Below are 19,227 nucleotides of genomic sequence, written 5' to 3'. Positions count from 1 at the left end.
ACCTTAAAATAAATGAAATCGAAATCTAAAAGTAGAATTATTATTGTTTACCTAATCTTTTTTTGCCTTTATTCTTGTAACAATGAAAAAACGAAAATAACGTCATTAGCAAACGAAGACCCTCTAGTTGAAAGCTTTAGAGTCGAAGTTGTGATTAAGGATACTCTAATCGAAGGTAAAAGAAATTTTGGAGACATAATTATCTACAACAAATTGAGAGATAGTATAAAAAGGAGTAACAAAGATGTTAGAATAGTTACTTCTTGCTTGAATATTTTTGAATCAAACAAAGATATTATAGAAATAAATGAAAAAGAGTGTGATACATTTTACCAAGCAACGGATGACTTTGAAAATTCTAGGATTCCATTTTATATAGTGCCAAAGAAAACCGGAAATCAAATTATTGGGGGGTTGATCAATGAAGATATTTATCTCTATGCCTATAAATATAGTGATACTTCATTAAGTAGATATATTAATTTTGAACATAGGTTTAGTGAGAAGGTATACGTTGTTAAAAATAATTTAGAGCTAGACTAGGTGGTAGGTAATGTTCCAAAATGGCGCTTTTGTGAATAGGTAGATTTTAATTGTTGTAAACCAATAGATTAATATAAGAATAGGTTTTGTTTTCGAAGCCTATTCTTGTTCTTTGACATGATAAACGCTTCTTATACCCTATAAAATAAGGCTTAGAAATTCTTTAGTGTTTCAAATTGGCGCTTGGTTATCATTTCGATGCCACCGGCGTAAAACAAAAAAAGATCGTGAGTACGGGAACCACCACGGAATATGCAGGGAACTTTATCTATGAGGATGGGACATTAATGATGTTCTCTCATCCAGAGGGCTATGTGGAGCCGCCATCGTCCAGTGCACAAAAACATCCACCTTACAAATATGTGTATCAATATAAGGACCATTTGGGAAATATAAGATTGACATACTCGGATAGCGATAAGAACGGTAGTATTGACAGTAGCACCGAAATCATCGAGGAAAATAACTACTATCCTTTTGGATTACAGCACAGGGGCTATAATAACAACGTTTCCGCGAACGTTAACTCCGTGGCCAGCCGTTTCGGGTTCAACGGTATGGAGCTTGAGGATAGCGATATTAGTGGAGATGCCTTGGACTTGTATGAGATGGATATGAGACAGTACGACCCTGCTATTGCAAGGTGGACAAGCATTGATCCTGTGGTGCATTATGAATATTCGACCTATTAAGCTTTTGATAATAATCCTGTATTTTGGGCGGATCCTAGTGGTGCCGATGCCATAAACGAGTTTGGTCATGATGTGACATGGGAAGGTGGTTTAGCAAGGACTGCTGATGACTACGAAAGAACAAACAATAGTGATTATAATTGGGAAACTGGAGAATATAAAAGTGGTAGTCTAGGCAATGCTCTTGCAAAATACTCTGATGATGCATCATGGTCTGGTTTAGATGCCGCACAATTTAGAAAATTTGCTTCAAGTCTTGGAATCACAAATTCTCAAACTCAGGAGAAATTGTTTGAAGCAATTTTTCATGAATGGAGATCTATGGTTTTTGACACCTCCAATTATACACCTAATAGTTCACAAATATCTACTGGAGACGGTAGAACGGTTTCACCCGACGGAATTGCTATTGCAACAGAATTTGAATTAAAGAAATTTAAAAATAAATTAGATATAGATTTTGATGTTTATGGATCATATTATGAAGTAAAATTAAAATCATCAGGAACTATTTCTATGAGAGATTATAATAAACAGGGAGAAAGAATGCTTGAAGCTTTAGATAGTCGAGATTTTGAAAATCCAACTATCACATATGTACTACCTGCTGGTGTGAGCATTAATCAGAATTTTAAGAATAATGACTACGGCATAAGTGTCAGGGATTATAATGCAAGGTTTAGAATAGAGAATGGTGTCATACAAATTAGATATTGGTCAGGTAATCTGGGGAGCTGGTTATCTGGCGCAGAAAGTCATTATATCGAATTAAACAGACAAACAGCTAACCAATTGTTGTATAAATATAGAACAGTATTAAAAAATTGACATGAAATTATTTGTTTATTTATTTTTCTTTTGTAGTATGTCTGCACAAGTATCTGATTATGATAAGGAAATTGTAAAAAGAAAGAATTCTATGATGAAAAATTTAGATATTAAAACATATGATTCTATTCTTGAAAAGAATGAAGATAAATCCCTTTCTTTTCTAGTAAGAAATAAGAATACTAAAGAAATTACTATTTTCACTAGTTTTAGTAATAGTGAAAAAATACTATCATGTAATAAAGACGAGACTCTTGTTAAAAGCTATATCAACGAAAAAGTTTTTTTTAGTGAGATAGATTCTTATGAGAAAGAAAAAATTTCACATCCATTATTCAAGTATCGATATTTTATGAATAATATAGAAAATTATATGAATTTTTTTGTTGATGAGATGTTTGTAAAATTGAATATTGAAATTCCTGAACTTGTTTTGTCGACTAATTTTGAAACTCTTAATAAAAAATTGATAGAATATGGTGTTGAGAGTGCTTACAAAGATTTTTATTTTCATTTACTTCTATTTGGCATTAAGTATTTTAATGAAATTGATTTAAACAATGGAAGAGTAGTATTAGAACACAATAATAATTATCCTTTATCATTTCAGCCTACTTTTGTAGACTCCAAAGGCAATAATTATTACTTCACTTTTAATGTTGAACTTGCGAGAGAGATGAAGAGTCGATTTCTTGGTGAAGATTATGCTATTGATAGTGATGTTGATTTAAATAATCCGTTTGACATCAAAAAAATACTTGATCTTTCATTAAACAAAAAATGGTTTATTAATGACACAGGTAATGATAAGGATTAGTTAATAGCGGTAGTCGCTCAAATTAGTGGGTGATAATATATTGTTGGTAAATAGCTAATAATGAATTAAATAAAATAATTTTAAAGTAATAAGAGGGCATACTTAGGTATGCTCTTTTTATTTTAAAAGGCTTAAACCTTTTGATAACAAGGCTTAATTAACCCTACTAGGTCAAATTAGTGGTTGAGTACTAGGCATTTTGCATAGTTTTTCTATACAAAATGAATAATGGGTTAAGCATATTTCATATTAATTTTAGGCCATCAATTCTAAAAAAGTGAACTGCAACATTTGTAAAGCGGCATGTGTTAAAAATGGATTCCAAGCTAACGGTAAGCAACGCTATCGCTGTAAAGCTTGTAAGCACAGTCAGCAAGCAAACTACAGTTACAAAGCTTGTGCTTATAATGCCAATCAATCTATAAAAACGTTATTGCTTAATAGTTGTGGTATTACAGATATTTCAAGAGTACTAAGTATCTCGAGAAACACCATAAAGAAAAGAATTTTGGCCATGGGAACCCAGATTAAAAGACCAATGGTCATTGAGGTTTTACAGAGCTATGAGATGGATGAGCTTAGTGTTAGGATAAATGGAAAATGGTGCTATATCGCTTATGCCATCAACAGAAAAACAAAGCAGGTCATTGACTTTGTAGTAGGCGGTAGAACCAATAAAAACCTGATGAGGGTCGTTAATAAGCTCTTAGATCTCAACCCAAAATGTATTTATACAGATGGATTGTTATGCTATAAAACATTGATCCCGAGAGAAATTCATAGTACCGCTCGCAACCAAACCAATAGAATTGAACGTTATCATCTAAATTTAAGAACACACCTTAAACGTCTTCATCGAAAAACCATCTGCTATAGTAAAAGTCTAGAGCTATTATCGGCTATTTTAAAAATTTACTTTTGGCACAGCACTGAATTAAAAACGGCCTAAGGCCTCTTTGAATCCTATTAAATCTATACGTTTTGTATAATAATACTATACAAAATGCATAGCGCTACCTTGTCTATTTCCCATACTTTTATAATGTAAGCGTAATCTAAATTAAAGGTAGTGTAATGTTGAAGAAGTTATATGTTATTTTGTGTTTCAGCCTATTTGCGAGCTGCGAAGAACTTATTGAGGTTGAGGATATTTCTAATGAGGCCGTTATTATTTTGGCTCCGGTAGACAATACGACCCTTACGAATAATAGCGTCGGTTTTTCTTGGAGTCCATTAGACTTTGCCGAGTCTTACCAATTACAAGTGGCATCACCAAATTTTGAAAATGCCCAAGTCATTGTGGAGGATACCATAGTTAATACGACCAGTTTTACCAAGACCCTAGAAGCAGGCACCTATCAATGGCGCATTAAAGCCATTAATTTTGCCTACGAAACACCATTTACCACGCAAAACCTAAATATTGAAAACTAAGAAAAAAACATATGTACTCTTGGTGCTCGTTATTGGGGTATGGGGTACCATAGCCTATAAAATAGTTACGGCATTACATCCTGATATGCCTAAGATGCAACAACAAGAATTTGTGGTAAATACCAACTATAAGGTGGAGACCGCAGTAGATACCTTTTCCATAAGAAAAGTCAATAGAGATCCTTTTTTAGGGACTTACATGATCAAGGCGTCTCCAAAAAAAACCAGGGTGAAAAAACAAACCCTGTTATGGAAACCCATACAATACCATGGTATCGTAAAAAACGGTAAGAACAAATTGTTTATCGTGTCTATAGATGGCAAACAACATTTGCTAAAAAAAGGCCAGACCAAGGATAGCGTTAAACTGCTAAATGGTAATGCCAAGAGCATTACGATGCGCTATAAAACATCGTCCAAAACCTTTAGGCTAAAACAAAAGTCATGAAACTTAAAGCTGGGGCATTGCAATTAGTGACCTTCGTAGTCGTAGTTATAGCGTTACTACTAGCCGCTTTTGTACTATTGCTGCATGTGCATCGGCAGTTCCGTATAAAAAGTAATCATACGATTGCCACCGTGGCTTTGGTAAATACGGGTATTCATACATTGTTGCACAACCATATTCCTTTAAAAGATACAGTTTCTGTGAGCTTAAACGATGAAGCTTACAAATCCTTGAAAGTCCACCGTGATTTTTGGGGCAGTTTTGAGAAAGTCCATGTCAAAGCTAAGATAAAACGGAGTACACTTGGTAAAACAGCCTTGGTTGGCAATAGCATAGCAAAGCAAAATTGTCCCAGTCTTTATTTAAAGGACAATAACAAGCCGCTGGTCTTAGTTGGGCAAACCACAATTAAAGGCGAGGCCCATTTACCTAAGCGCGGTGTGAAATCCGGAAATATCGCTGGGCAATCCTATTATGGGGAACATTATATTTATGGTAAGACCTTCATAAGTAAAGCACTACCAGAGTTAAATAGTGCCCATTTAGACTATTTAAAACATCTTAAGGAAGGGAACTTAAACACGATAACCACGGACTACATCAATCCAAAAGGGCAAAACTTATTTAAAAATGCTTTTGAAAATCCCTTACAAAGGATTTACGATCCGTTGGATATGGTATTAGCAGAGGTCACTATGATTGGTCATATAGTGATTAAGTCCGACACGAAAATCACAGTTCATAGCACCGCGCATTTAACGGATGTGTTGCTGATAGCACCGGTCATCGAAATTGCGGCGAATGTGTCTGGCAGCTTTCAGGCCTTTGCGACGGAGTATATTCATATCGCCAAGGATGTGCATTTAAGCTATCCTTCGGCGTTGGTTTTACAACAGGATGATGACGAACATCCAACGACGCTACCTAGGGGTATTGTTATGGATGATAATTCAAGCGTTTCTGGCCAAATCCTTGTCTTGGGACAAACACAAGCTCATAATTATGAGGCGCAACTCAAGATTAGTGCCAATGCCCTGGTTGAGGGCCTTATTTATTGCGAACAAAACTTAGAGCTTAGAGGTACCGTTTATGGTGCGGTTTATACGGATAATTTTATCATTAAAGAAGCGGGAGCGGTCTATCAAAATCATCTATTTAATGCTTTGATTGATGCTAACAAGCTACCCTCAGCATTTGTAAGTCTCGATATCGGAAATTCAAAAAAAGGAGTTGCCAAATGGTTATATTGAAAAGAGTAAAGGGCGCTACGCTTATGGAAACCTTAATCGCTACGGTCTTGATTATGGTCATATTTGTTGTTGCGAGTTTGATATTAAACAACTTATTTTCTAATCGCATAAAGCATAATACCCGAAGCATCACCGCAAAGCTGAATGAAATAGAATACTTATATATTAACGACAAACTGAGTTTGCCATACCATGACGATTATGACGGATGGGCCATCGACGTCGTACAGTCCAAAAATCAGGAAGAAGTCAATTTAAGGGCAACAAAAAAACATCCATCAAAAACGATTGAAAAACTTATATACCCATGATGAAAACCAAAGTCAAAGCCCTTACCTTAAATGAAATGGTCATTGTAATGATCATCACCTCTATTGTGGTGGGCTTAGCATTTACGGTACTTTCCTTAGTACAACGTCACATGTGGTCCATTCAACAGAACTTTAATTTAAATACAGAGTTTAATCGCTTAGAGGAAGTCTTATGGATAGACTGTAACCGTTATAATACCCTAATTTTAGATAGCCAAGATCATAAATTAAGATTCAAAACGGCATTGGATTCTACCATATATCGGTTTGAAAATGACTATGTACTGAAAGACAGGGATACCTTTAAAATAAGTATAGCGCAAAAAACCTTGTACTTTAAGGGTGAAGAAATCGCTGTAGGTCCGTTCGATGCCTTGCGACTGCAATTGTCAAAGGCGCGGCGGGACCAACAAATCTTCATTTTTAAGACAAATGATGCAAAACACCTCATGGACTAATGGCATTTCAATTAGAAAACATATCGGGATCAGATGCTGTAGTTGAGAAGAAATCGACGATCACCACCTTGTTAGAAAAGGAAGTTATTGTGCTAAAGAAAGCCTTTTCTAATAAAGTTAAAGAGGACTTTTACACAGAACTAGGGGTGTTATTAAAAGCTGGGATCAACCTCAAGGAAGCTCTAGAACTTATAAAGAACACCCAGAAACAAAAAAAGACCAAATCCATATTGCAAATTGTATTAGAGGATGTGATTTCAGGTAAGAGCTTATCGGAAGCCCTACAACGGCAAAAGGAATTTTCGGATTACGAATACCACTCTATCAAAATTGGAGAAGAAACAGGTACATTATTCACCATTGCTGAACAATTAGGAACTTTTTATTGCAGAAAAAACGAACAGCGTAAGCACTTGATCAATGCACTTACTTATCCATGCATTATTTTGTCTACAGCGGTTTTAGTCGTTGTTTTTATGTTGCAATTCGTCGTCCCCATGTTCGAAGATATTTTTAAGCAGCAAAATATAGAGATGCCCGCCATTACGGTTTTTGTAGTTCGCATTTCTGACCTTATACAAGACTATGGTTTATGGCTGTTTTTGGGTGTGTTGGGATTGTTTTTCGCAAGATTGTTTTTAAATCAAAAAGGAACATACAGACGTCTTAAAGACGCATTTTTGAACAAAATACCCTTTGTGGGGAAATTTATAAAGACCGTATATCTTTCACAATTTGCACAAGCTATAGCCTTGTTAACAGCATCTAAAGTCCCTATTGTCAATAGTATTACCCTAGTGAAGCAAATGATAGATTACTATCCGCTAATGACGGCCCTAGATAAGGTCGAGCAACAACTATTGAAAGGAGAAACCTTAAGCCAAAGTTTGAGTGGGCATGCACTTTTTGATGAAAAAATGATTGCTTTGGTAAGAGTAGCTGAAGAAACGAACCAAACCGAATTTATATTCGAACGGCTCAATAGTCAATATAATGCCAGGGTGCAACAACGCTCTAAGGTATTAGCCACGGTTATGGAGCCTATGATTATCTTATTTGTGGGCTTATTTGTTGGGTTTATACTTATAGCCATGTATTTACCCATGTTTAAGTTAAGTAGTATACTTGGTTGATTATTATAAGTTAAAATGCTTAAAGAACTAAGGGCCTTATCACTTATATGTCGTAAATTATAGCACAAATTCATAACCTAAGTTCTAAAATGAAGTATTTAAATCAACAAAATCGCTATATCCTACTTTTTCTTCTACTTATAACCTTGAGCAGTTTTTATACCAATGAGAAAATGAAACCATCTGACGTGATTACTAAATCCGAAATTCGTATGACAGAACAGGGCTACCGTATTTTTCTTAATGGTGAACCCTTTTATGTAAAAGGCGCTGGGGTAGCTAATGGAAGTTTGGAAGTGCTTGCCAGTCATGGGGCGAACGCCATTAGAACTTGGAGTATGGACAATGGAAAAGCGGTATTAGATGAAGCCGAACGGCTTGGTATGAAAGTGATGATGGGTATTTGGGTGGGTCTAGAGCGCCATGGCTTTGATTATAATAATGAAAAAGCGGTGAAGCAGCAATTGGAGCGCATTCGAAAGCGTGTTTTAGAGCTAAAAGACCATCCGGCATTAATGATTTGGGGTATTGGAAATGAAATGAATCTACAGTCTCAAAATCCTAAAGTTTGGAATGCCGTGAATGAGATATCAGAAATGATTCATAAAATAGACCCGCATCATCTCACGACAACATCCTTGTCAGGAATAGATAAGAAAGATGTAAATCTAATTGCAGAGCGAGCACCTGATTTGGATTTTATCAGCGTGCAAATGTATGCTGCCATTGAGATTTTACCCAAACTTGTTAAAAAATCTGGCTACAAGGGCCCTATGTTAGTGACGGAATGGGGAGCTACGGGATATTGGGAGGTTGAAAACACGCAATGGGGAGCCCCATTAGAAAACAATAGCTCTGTTAAAGCCGATGGCTACCTCAGAAGATATCGAAAGTCTATTGAATCGCAATCACAGGTTATGGGGTCTTTCGCATTTCTTTGGGGCCAAAAACAAGAACGCACGCCGACTTGGTTCGGTATGTTAATGCCAGATGGTAATGAAACCGAATCTGTAGATGTTATGCACTATATTTGGACTGGTGAATGGCCAAAAAATCGCTCTCCCAGACTACAAGATTTTGCGCTTGAAGGACAGCGGGCTCCTGACAATATAAAACTCAAAGCAGGTCATTTATATGCTGCTCAAGTAAAATCGTCTGACCCAGATAATGATCACTTGACCTATCGTTGGGAAATTATGAAAGAAAGCACCTCAAAAAAGACAGGTGGTGATGCAGAGTACATTCCTGAAGTCATTAAAGACTTATTTCCCGAAAATAGAGATCGAGGGGCTACTTTCAAGGCTCCAACGGAACCTGGAGCTTATCGTTTATTCATTTATATCGACGACGGAAATAACCATACAGCACATGCCAATATTCCTTTTTTAGTAGAGAACTAAGTTGTTTAAAGCGTTCTTTTTATTCAGAATAACACTACATTACTTCTCAAAGTTCCTATATTTACTTACCTTAGCTACTTAACAGCGTTGTTGTGGTGTGTTTTAACATCAAACAATCAACACTTGTGGTTAATGGTTAAGCTCAAAAAAATTCTTATAGCTGTCACTTTACTTGTAGGAAGTGTTGTTCATGCTCAGGAGATTCCTCCCATACAAATTTTTACACAGCAAGATTATCAGGCCGAAGACCAGAATTGGGATATTTCTCAGGACGGAGAAGGCCATATGTACTTTGCAAATAATAAAGGCTTACTACGCTATAATAGTGCGAGATGGGAGCTCTTTCCTACGCCAAATCAGTCAATTCTACGATCCGTTAGTGTCATCGGCGATAAAGTCTATACAGGCTGCTATATGGATTTTGGCTATTGGGAAAAAGATAAGTACGGGGGTTTGGTATATACATCCTTAATTGCAGGAAAAGCCATTGAAGTCAAGGAAGATGAACAATTTTGGGATATCATTGAGATAGAAGATTATATTCTATTTCAGTCCTTAGATCGTATCTATATTTATAGTATCGAAAACAGCAGTTTTAAGATTATTGATTCTAAGAGTAGAATAAATAAGCTATTTAAAGTCGGTAAGAACATTTATTTTCAGAAGAATGGTCTAGGACTTTGCGAGATCAAGAATGGTAAGGAACAATTGTTTATCCCAGCGAATGAATTTAATGACCATGAAATCATAAATATATATCAAGATGATGGTGCTGTACTCTTACTGACCAAAGAGAATGGGATGTACAGCTATGATGAGGGCAAGGTGTCGCGTTGGACTACTGAAGCGGACGAGTTGCTTGAGGGTTTGAGCATTTACAGCAGTATCAGACTTAAGGATGGTAGTTTTCTTTTTGGGACCGTTTCGGAAGGCATCCTACAGATGTCTTCAAGTGGAAAAAAGGTGTTAAAAATCGATCAGTCAGGAGGCTTAAGCAATAATACAGTATTATCGCTTTTTGAAGGAACTAAAGGTAATATTTGGTTGGGTTTAGACAACGGTATCAATTGCATTAACTTAGAATCTCCTTATATCGTTTATAAAGACAAGCAAGGTGTTCTGGGAACAATTTATGCGTCAATAAAAGTTGATGACTATCTGTATTTAGGCAGTAATCAAGGGTTGTTTTACAAAAAGGATGGCGAGGATACTGGCTTTAAGCTGGTTAAAGGGACAAAAGGACAGGTGTGGTGCCTAAACAAGATTAAAGATGATTTGTTCTGCGGCCATGATAAAGGGACCTTTCTTGTTAAAAATGGCAGTGCCACCTATATAAACGGTGAAATAGGAACTTGGCTCATCAAAGAGACCGAAAATCCTAAACTTTTGATTCAAGGTAATTATGAAGGCTTAAGTGTTTTGGAACAAAAAAATGGCACTTGGTTGTATAGAAATAAGATCAGAGGGTTTGATATTTCCTCTAGGTACTTTGAGGTGGTCAATGCCAACCAATTACTCATCAGCCACGAATATAAAGGTGTTTACAAAGTGTCGGTGGATGCTAACTACGTTCAAGTTTTAGAGTCTAAGAAGTTGGATATTGAGGAAGGTCCCAAGTCGAGCATTATAAAATATAAGGATAAGATATTGTATAGTAATAAGCACGGAGTTTATACCTATAACGAATCGCAAAATAGCTTTGAAAGAGATAGCACCTTGAGCGCCTTGACCAAAGACTATAATTATCTGTCGGGCAAATTAGTGTTCGATGATTATAATAATAGGTTATGGTTGTTTTCTAAAAATGACATCGCCTATGTGGAACCAGGGACACTGTCTGATGAACCAAAAATAAATAAGATCTCGATACCGCACGAGCTCAGAAACAGCAAGGTGGGTTATGAAAATATACTATGTCTGGCCAATAATACCTATTTAATAGGAACCACCGATGGATACTTGATTATCGATTTAAATAAGCTTCAGCAAGGTTCAAAAACAGTGAAGATCGATTACATCTCTTATAGCGCTTTACATGACGAATCCATTCAGTTGGATTTAAATGAAACCGTGGACTTGGAAAATAAAGACAACAGCATTTTGTTTAAGTACAGTATAACAGATTATAACAAGTTTTCAGCGACGAAGTACAAATACCGTTTGGTTGGTTTCTATGATAATTGGAGTGATTGGACTTCGGATCCGGAAGCCTATTTTGAAAATCTTCCGCATGGGGATTATACTTTTGAGGTGATGGCCCAGTCAGGAGGAACAGTTTCCGGTAACTTGGCCTCGTATGTGTTTTCAATTAAAAAACCTTGGTTACTTAGACCTTTGGCAATTGCAGCTTATGTGCTGATAGGATTAGCTTTGATATTTTTTATACAGTATTTTAATAATAGGTATTATAAAAAGCAAAAGCAAAAATTAATAGAAAGAAAGCAAAGGGAATTAGAACTCGAGCAGCTTGAGAATCAGCGGCAATTGATTCAGTTTAAAAATCAAAATCTTCAGCTAGACATCGAAAATAAGAATAGAGAGCTGGGAACGGCAACTATGAACTTGGTAAAGCGCAATGAATTACTCAATAATATTAAGGAGGAGCTGTCGCGAAGCAAATCTTTGGACGATGTAAAAGGGGTGATACGTTTAATTAATACAAGTTTAAACAACACCAGTGACTGGAAATTGTTCGAAGAGGCTTTTAATAATGTGGATAAAAACTTCATGAGACGAATTAAAACGCTACATCCATCAATAACGCCCAACGACTTAAGACTATGTGCCTATTTAAGGCTGAATTTATCATCTAAGGAAATAGCACCTTTATTGAATATTTCGCATAAAAGCGTCGAAGTGAAGCGATATCGATTGCGTAAAAAAATGGGATTAGACCATGAGCAAAGCCTTACGGACTATATATTAGAGTTATAGCGCCTATACAAATCATTTTTTTTCCTATACATCACCTATACATTTAAGGTTTTTTACCCTTATGTTAGAGTTTTGTAAACTTAGTGTTAACGGCCTTAATCCTCGATTTAACAGGCTTTTAACACCATATTCGTAAAAAAAGTCAATTTTTTTTGCGATGTATGTTTTTTGTATAGTCTATTATTGCGAATTCGACAAAATTTTATGGTATGTTGCTAATTCTAATGCAACTAACTATGAAAATCAATTTTTTTACACTTCTTGCCATGTGCTTTTCAATGGCAATGTTTGGGCAGAACGTTGATGTTATCGGAACGGTAACGGAAGCTGCATCTGACCAACCGCTCCCGGGGGTAAATCTTGTCATCAAGGGTACTGCCAAAGGGGCGTCAACAGATTTTGATGGAAATTTCTCGATTACCGATGTACCGCTCAATTCCATTTTGGTCGTATCTTATCTGGGATTCATTACCCAAGAGATTACCATAACAGGCAGTGAGCCACTAACGATTGCACTTGTTGAGGATGCACAGTCCTTGAGCGAAGTTGTGGTTGTTGGTTATGGTACTCAGAAGAAAAAGGAAACCACTGGGGCGGTCGCCGTGCTGGATTCCGAGGCCATTGAAAAGTTAAATCCTCAGCGTGTTGAGCAGGCATTACAAGGCCAGATTGCAGGGGTAAACGTGACATCGACTTCAGGTTCGCCTGGCGCAGGGTCCAATATTAGAATACGTGGGGTGTCCACGAATGGGGACAACAGACCATTAATTTTGGTAGATGGTAACGTCATTGAGGATTTGTCGGTATTAAACCCTAATGATATTAAAAGTATCAATGTACTTAAAGATGCTACAGCAGGTATTTATGGTGTAAGAGGGGCAAATGGTGTTGTTTTAATCACTACCAAAACGGGACGTAAGGCATCGGATCTTAAATTCTCTTTTGATGCCTTTACAGGCTTTCAGACCACCGCGCAAAAAATTGATGTGCTAGGGCCTAGAGACTATGCGATATATGTCAACGATGCATTGAATGAGACACAGTTTTTTGTGTTTCCGAATGAAGGCACGGATTGGCAAGATGAGGTGTTTGAAACAGCAGCGATTACCGATATTAACCTTAGTGCGAGTGGCGGTGGTGAAAAATCAGCCTATAGTTTCGGTATCGCTAACCTAGATCAAGATGGTATAGTAGGGGGTGATAAATCGAATTACAGACGTACAACGGGGAGATTCTCATTTCAGTACGACATACTGAGTAATTTAAAATTGTCTACCACAGGGCTTTTTACTAACTCTAAACGAAATATTCTACAGGAAAATGGTATAGGAAGTCCATTGTATAATGCGGTTAATGTTAATCCAGATCTTCCGATTTTCGATGCGGACGGGAATTTCTCTGTTCCTACAACGGTCGCCGCTATAGAGGTGGTCAACCCATTGACGCAAATTGCTAATACGCATAATATAGAACGCATCGATAGATATAGTGGGACTATTGGTTTGGATTATACCTTTCTAGAAAAGTTTACAGCCAGTGCAAAACTTCAGATTAACTATTCAAATGTTTTAAACGATGTTTTTAGACCTGTTATTGATTATGGTAATAACTTTAGCAAAGCGGGAAGTGTAAGACCATTTAATCCAGATAACAATAGTGGTGGTAATGAAATCGTTGATCACAGTGCTATTTTTACGGATTATACCTTTGATGCTTACATCAACTACACGGATACTTTTAATGAGGATCATAATGTGACGGTGTTACTCGGTGGCTCCGCTTTTAGAACAAGAGGTCATTTTTATGGTCAGACAGGCTTTGTTTTGGCAGCTGAAAGTAATTCGGTAGGCGATGCCTTTCAGGATGGTTGGATTGGAGATCGATTAGATCCGGTCAATGGACGTATTGTTCAGCGCTTTCAACCCAATCAATTAGAAAATGGAGACGAACAGTTTGACGTCCGTCTACAGTCATTTTTCACAAGAGTACAATATAATTATAAAGAAAAATACCTCTTCTCCTTTGTGTTAAGACGTGATGGCTCGTCCAAATTTGGGCCAAACAATAGATTTGGATATTTCCCCTCAGCCTCTGCGGGTTGGAATATCTCTGATGAGGAGTTTATGCAAGATATCGGTTGGTTGAGCTCTCTAAAGTTAAGAGGTAGTTATGGTATTATTGGTAATGATAGAATACCAGATTTTCGATATATCACACTCCTTAATGGTGAAGGCGCTATAGCACCAGGTAACGCTATTAATCAAACAGATGTACTTCTCGGTGTTGCGCCTGGAGTACCTGGAAACCCTAACTTAAAATGGGAGGAACAAGAGTCTTTAAATGTCGGTTTTGATGCGAGACTATTTGATTATAAAGTAAGCCTTACATTCGATGCCTTCAAGAAACGTACAGAAGATCTGTTATTCGATCCACAGGCTTCTGCCTTAATCAATACGAGCCTTAATCCTTCTATTTTTCCTACCATCAATGCAGGTACGGTTGAAAATAGAGGGTTTGAATTTAGTATAGGCTACAATGATAGTCTATCTGAGGATTTTAGTTTTAATGTCAACTTTAATCTTACCACATTAGATAATGAGGTCATTTCAGTTAATGGTGAAATTCCTCCAGTAGCAGGCGAATTTGGAGTTGGAATTAACCAAATCGGAATTTCAAGAATGGTGCCAGGATTGCCCTTAGGACATTACTACGGTTACCAAACAGAAGGGGTATTTCAAACCCAAGCTGAAATCGATGCTTTAGATGCTGCATCACCAAATGGCACTTATGTATCGAGTGAAATAGGTGAGGTTGCACCCGGAGATTTAAGGTTTGCCGATATTAATGGTGACGGCCAGATAGATCCAGATGACCGAACGGTTATTGGTAATCCGATTCCTGATGTTACCATGGGCTTTAATATTGGCTTTAGATATAAAAACATAGATTTTAGTGCTAATGCATTTGCATCAGTAGGAAATGATATGGTCAGGGACTATGAACGAAAAGTACCAACCGCTAATATCGGGACTTATGCTTTGGCGAGATGGCAAGGCTCAGGGACAAGCAACTCAGTACCGAGATTCGATAATGGTTCCATTAACGCGAATGTGTTTTCAGACTTTTTTGTGGAAGATGCGTCTTTCTTACGCTTACAGAATGTTCAGATTGGTTTGACCTTCGGGGAGAAAACCACATCCTCATTAGGAATAGATAAACTAAGACTTTATCTTTCTGGTAATAATTTATTCACAATCACCGATTATTCCGGTTATGACCCTAGTGCCAGTACAGGAGCTCCTCTTGGAGGTACTATAGATAAGGGATTTTATCCTGTAGCAAGTTCTTATTTATTAGGTGTTAACTTAAACTTTTAAAAAACTATGAAAAAGATTTTAAAATTAAAATACGTTTGGGTCTTATTCCTTCTTGCAGCATCAGCTTGTGATGATTTTGTTGAGGTAGACCCTATTCCAGTAACCTCGGATGATTTCTTTAATACTCCTGAGGAATATGAAGATGCTTTGATTGGCGCATACGATTTGCTACAAGCCACATTTTGGAATGTACTTACAAGCGTTGTGGCTTCAGATGATTTTATAGCAGGTGGCGATTCGGCATCCATTGACCAGCCGACACTTCAAAATGTAAATTCAATGAACCATAGTCCTTCAGATAATAATCAGCTAAGGGACATTTGGACCTTGATGTATGCAGGCCTGAATAGAGCTAATTTCCTATTGCAGAATGAAAACAAAATTGAGTTTGAGGGCAGAGATGAAATCATCGCACAGGGTTATTTTTTAAGAGCCTATTATACCTTCGAGCTGGCTAAGTTTTATGGAAATGTCCCTCTAAAGGTTGAAAATCGCGATGGTGTCGACAGAATTGTAAACGCACCGGTGATTCCGGGGGAACAATTTTCGATGGAAAGAACAGCCAGTATTGCTGCAACTTATGGACTTATCGAGGAAGACCTAAAAGAAGCGATTCCTAATTTACCGGTAGCGCAAGACTTACCTTATGAAGTGACTAAAAGTGCCGCACAGGCCTTATTGGGCAAAGTATATCTATACCACGGCACCTATGATCAAAGCAAATTTTCGGAAGCCGCTACGGTTTTAAACGAAGTGATTAATAGTGGTCAATATAGTTTGGTCACGGGAGCTGATTACACCAACCTCTTTACTTTAGATGGTGAGAACGGACCAGAATCCGTGTTTGAAATTCAATATACCAATGTTGAAGGTGCAGGTTGGGAATGTATCGCCTGTAGTGAAGGAACCTATTTTGTGCAGTTTAATGGACCGCGATCTCCTTATGATGATCCGGTTTATGCTGCTGGATGGGGCTTTAATTTGCCAACGCCTCAATTTTATGACCTTTTTGATGATGAAGAGAGTATGCGAAGAGATGTCACCATATTGGATTTAAGAGATTTGGCAGCCTTAGAGGATAACTCAGTTTACAGTCCTCCACGCGAAGATACGGGCTTTTATAATCATAAGTATGCACCGCGAAGAGCGGATCTCGGAGAAAGTGTGGCGCAGCTAACACACCCACATAACTACAGATCCATTCGTTATGCCGATGTCTTATTAATGGCTGCTGAAGCCGAGGCAGAATCAGGAGGCTCAAATGCAGTGAACTATCTAAATCAAGTAAGGGCAAGAGCATATGGAGATAATAGCAATGATTACAATGCTTCAGAAGGGGCTTTACTCGATGCGATTTATTTAGAACGACGAAAAGAGTTAGCAGGTGAAGGCCACCGTTTCTTTGATTTGGTTAGAACGGGAAGAGCTCAAGAGGCTTTTAGCAATTATAATGCGACCAAAGGGGAAGGCTTTACCGATGTCAATTTCCAAACAGATAAAAATGAATTATTTCCAATCCCATTAATAGAATTAGAATTAGCACAAGCTGCAGATAGATGGGGACAAAATCCAGGATATTAAAAGAAAATTGTTGAACAAAAATTAGATTATGATGAAAATATTAAAAAAAGGCGTTTATTATGCACTGGCATTGGTAATGTTGAGTGCGGCATTTTCTTGTGAAGAAGATGATGAATTAAATATCATACGAGGCTTAGATTTTAATATAGCGGAGTTAAACGCTGAAGGTAACGAAATAGGTGTCATTGCGACGACTATCCCACCAGATGGAAGGATTGAATATACGGTCGATTTCGGAGATCCAAATTCCACTGAGGATGTTTTTCAAACTAGTGGTCCGATGGTATCTTATGAATATCCAGAGGAGACAGCCACTTATAGGATAGAAGTCACCGCATCGCTTCCGGGAAGGGAAGATGTGTCAATTACAAGAGACTACACGGTTATTTTTACAGTGGAAGAAGATCCCGTTGATGCGCCTCCAATTGTAGGAAGATGGCGTTTAGTACCAGCGGCTGGTGCCTTTGGTGTAGGCCCTGGTCAGGGTAACGTCTCATGGTTTTCAAACTCAGCAGACGATGTAGTGACCCGAGATTGTCTATTTGATGACGAGTATGTCATTAACGCCGATGGGACTTTTCAAAATGTCTTGGGCGGAGAAACTTGGTTAGAGCCATGGCAAGGTACAGATCCAGAAGCTTGTGGTACACCAGTATTCCCACATGATGGAACCCAAGCTGCAACTTGGTCCTTTAGTGGTGGTCAACTCACCCTCAATGGTACAGGTGCTTTTATGGGACTTTCAAAAGTATTTAATGGAGGTGAGCTCACAAATCCTAACGATGCACCAGATTCAGTAACATACATAGCCACAATTTCAGAAGATGGTCTTAACATGACCTTAGATATTGCCGTTGAAGGCGATGGCTGGTGGAACTTTAATTTCGAGAAAGATGCGCCTCCAGCACCTTCTGGTTTAGAAGGGACATGGCGATTAGCACCAGAAGCTGGAGCTTTCGGTGTTGGTCCAGGACAAGGTAATGTCTCATGGTTCTCTAGCTCTGCAGACGATGTTACAACAAGAGATTGCTTGTTTGATGATGAGTATGTCTTTGGTGCAGATGGCACTTTCCAAAACGTATTAGGTTCAGAAACTTGGTTAGAAGCATGGCAAGGACAAGATCCTGAAGCTTGTGGAACGCCTGTATTCCCTCACGATGGAACCGCCTCAGCAACTTATGATTATAATGCGAGTGCCGGTACATTGACGATTGATGGTACGGGGGCATTCTTAGGTCTGGCCAAAGTAGTTAATGGTGCCGAGCTTGCGAATCCGGCAGATGCCGTAGATTCTATAGAATATATCGTAGAATTAACAGATGAGAATACAATGATTGTAGACATTGCTGTAGCAGGTGATGGCTGGTGGAGATTTAAGCTGGTGAGAGATGGTGCGCCTGCAAATCCATTGGTAGGCACATGGAGATTCGCACCAGAAGCTGGAGCATTCGGAGTTGGTCCAGGACAAGGTAATGTGTCTTGGTTCTCTAGTTCATCAGATGATGTAACTACTAGAGACTGCTTATTTGATGACGACTATATATTTAATGCCGATGGAACCTTCGAAAATGCATTAGGTTCAGAAACCTGGTTAGAAGGATGGCAAGGTATGGATCCTGAGGGTTGTGGAGCGCCTGTATTCCCGCATGATGGGACAGCTTCAGCGACATACGATTATGATGAAGGTGCCGGAACAGTGACTATTGACGGAACAGGAGCCTTCTTAGGTTTATCCAAAGTGTTTAATGGTGGTGAGCTAACTGCTCCATCAGGCGCTGTGGATTCTATTGAATACATCATAGAATTTGAGGATGCGGATACCATGATTTTAGACGTTGCCGTTGCAGGCGATGGCTGGTGGAGATTTAAACTTGTAAGACAATAATTATTTAGTTTATTAGTCTGTGCTAAAAGGTCAATATTTACCATGTATTGACCTTTTTTAACCGAACTTTTAGGTCGTAAACAGCGCTAAAGACTATAGGACTACTACTAAGGCGAATGACCTTAAGGAACCAAAA

Annotated in this window: 16 protein-coding genes; all 16 read left to right on the top strand. The window is 37.9% G+C overall.

Annotated features, from left to right (window positions below; all coding sequences use genetic code 11):
• The first annotated feature begins 12 nt into the window (after window positions 1-12).
• The 16 genes from ACO052_RS00440 to ACO052_RS00365 all read left to right on the top strand — a co-directional run bounded on the left by ACO052_RS00440 (window position 13) and on the right by ACO052_RS00365 (window position 19,091).
• Window positions 13-543, top strand: a complete 531-nt coding sequence (locus ACO052_RS00440) for a hypothetical protein (protein WP_422106030.1) — start codon at window positions 13-15, stop codon at window positions 541-543.
• A 227-nt stretch (window positions 544-770) separates the two neighbouring features.
• Entirely contained in the window at window positions 771-1,235 is a 465-nt protein-coding gene (locus ACO052_RS00435) for a hypothetical protein (RefSeq protein ID WP_422106029.1), read from the top strand.
• 72 nt (window positions 1,236-1,307) lie between these two features.
• Entirely contained in the window at window positions 1,308-2,063 is a 756-nt protein-coding gene (locus ACO052_RS00430; RefSeq protein ID WP_422106028.1) for a hypothetical protein, read from the top strand.
• A gap of 1 nt (window position 2,064) precedes the next feature.
• On the top strand, window positions 2,065-2,880 hold the full coding sequence (locus tag ACO052_RS00425) for a hypothetical protein (protein WP_422106027.1): 816 nt from the start codon (window positions 2,065-2,067) through the stop codon (window positions 2,878-2,880).
• Window positions 2,881-3,157: 277 nt separating this feature from the next.
• Window positions 3,158-3,829 (top strand): IS1 family transposase, encoded by a 672-nt coding sequence (locus ACO052_RS00420; RefSeq protein WP_422106026.1) that lies wholly within the window; start codon window positions 3,158-3,160, stop codon window positions 3,827-3,829.
• Between the two features lie 125 nt (window positions 3,830-3,954).
• Window positions 3,955-4,314 (top strand): hypothetical protein, encoded by a 360-nt coding sequence (locus tag ACO052_RS00415; RefSeq protein WP_422106025.1) that lies wholly within the window; start codon window positions 3,955-3,957, stop codon window positions 4,312-4,314.
• Window positions 4,304-4,762, top strand: a complete 459-nt coding sequence (locus ACO052_RS00410) for a hypothetical protein (RefSeq protein WP_422106024.1) — start codon at window positions 4,304-4,306, stop codon at window positions 4,760-4,762. The genes ACO052_RS00415 and ACO052_RS00410 overlap by 11 nt, the downstream gene beginning before the upstream one ends.
• Window positions 4,759-6,012, top strand: a complete 1,254-nt coding sequence (locus ACO052_RS00405; protein WP_422106022.1) for a hypothetical protein — start codon at window positions 4,759-4,761, stop codon at window positions 6,010-6,012. The genes ACO052_RS00410 and ACO052_RS00405 overlap by 4 nt, the downstream gene beginning before the upstream one ends.
• Window positions 6,000-6,323, top strand: coding sequence for a type IV pilus modification PilV family protein (locus tag ACO052_RS00400; RefSeq protein WP_422106020.1), 324 nt, complete (start codon window positions 6,000-6,002; stop codon window positions 6,321-6,323). The genes ACO052_RS00405 and ACO052_RS00400 overlap by 13 nt, the downstream gene beginning before the upstream one ends.
• Entirely contained in the window at window positions 6,320-6,781 is a 462-nt protein-coding gene (locus ACO052_RS00395; RefSeq protein ID WP_422106019.1) for a PulJ/GspJ family protein, read from the top strand. Before ACO052_RS00400 ends, ACO052_RS00395 begins: the two co-directional genes overlap by 4 nt.
• Complete coding sequence (locus ACO052_RS00390; protein ID WP_422106018.1) at window positions 6,781-7,914, top strand: type II secretion system F family protein; 1,134 nt, start codon at window positions 6,781-6,783, stop codon at window positions 7,912-7,914. The genes ACO052_RS00395 and ACO052_RS00390 overlap by 1 nt, the downstream gene beginning before the upstream one ends.
• 89 nt (window positions 7,915-8,003) lie before the next feature.
• Window positions 8,004-9,314: a glycoside hydrolase family 2 TIM barrel-domain containing protein gene (locus ACO052_RS00385; protein WP_422106017.1), complete on the top strand. Its 1,311-nt coding sequence runs from the start codon at window positions 8,004-8,006 to the stop codon at window positions 9,312-9,314.
• A 132-nt stretch (window positions 9,315-9,446) separates the two neighbouring features.
• Entirely contained in the window at window positions 9,447-12,248 is a 2,802-nt protein-coding gene (locus tag ACO052_RS00380; RefSeq protein ID WP_422106016.1) for a triple tyrosine motif-containing protein, read from the top strand.
• A 236-nt stretch (window positions 12,249-12,484) separates the two neighbouring features.
• Window positions 12,485-15,625 (top strand): SusC/RagA family TonB-linked outer membrane protein, encoded by a 3,141-nt coding sequence (locus ACO052_RS00375; protein ID WP_422106014.1) that lies wholly within the window; start codon window positions 12,485-12,487, stop codon window positions 15,623-15,625.
• 6 nt (window positions 15,626-15,631) lie between these two features.
• Window positions 15,632-17,206 carry a RagB/SusD family nutrient uptake outer membrane protein gene (locus tag ACO052_RS00370; protein WP_422106012.1) on the top strand — a complete coding sequence of 525 codons (1,575 nt, stop codon included), beginning with the start codon at window positions 15,632-15,634 and terminating at the stop codon, window positions 17,204-17,206.
• A 28-nt stretch (window positions 17,207-17,234) separates the two neighbouring features.
• Window positions 17,235-19,091 carry a hypothetical protein gene (locus ACO052_RS00365; RefSeq protein ID WP_422106011.1) on the top strand — a complete coding sequence of 619 codons (1,857 nt, stop codon included), beginning with the start codon at window positions 17,235-17,237 and terminating at the stop codon, window positions 19,089-19,091.
• The last annotated feature ends 136 nt before the right edge of the window (window positions 19,092-19,227 follow it).

The sequence above is a fragment of the Winogradskyella sp. genome (genome assembly GCF_965228925.1).
Taxonomy (GTDB): domain Bacteria; phylum Bacteroidota; class Bacteroidia; order Flavobacteriales; family Flavobacteriaceae; genus Winogradskyella.
The sequence above is the reverse complement of the archived record's forward strand: the minus strand, read 5'-3'. Positions and strand labels throughout refer to the sequence as shown.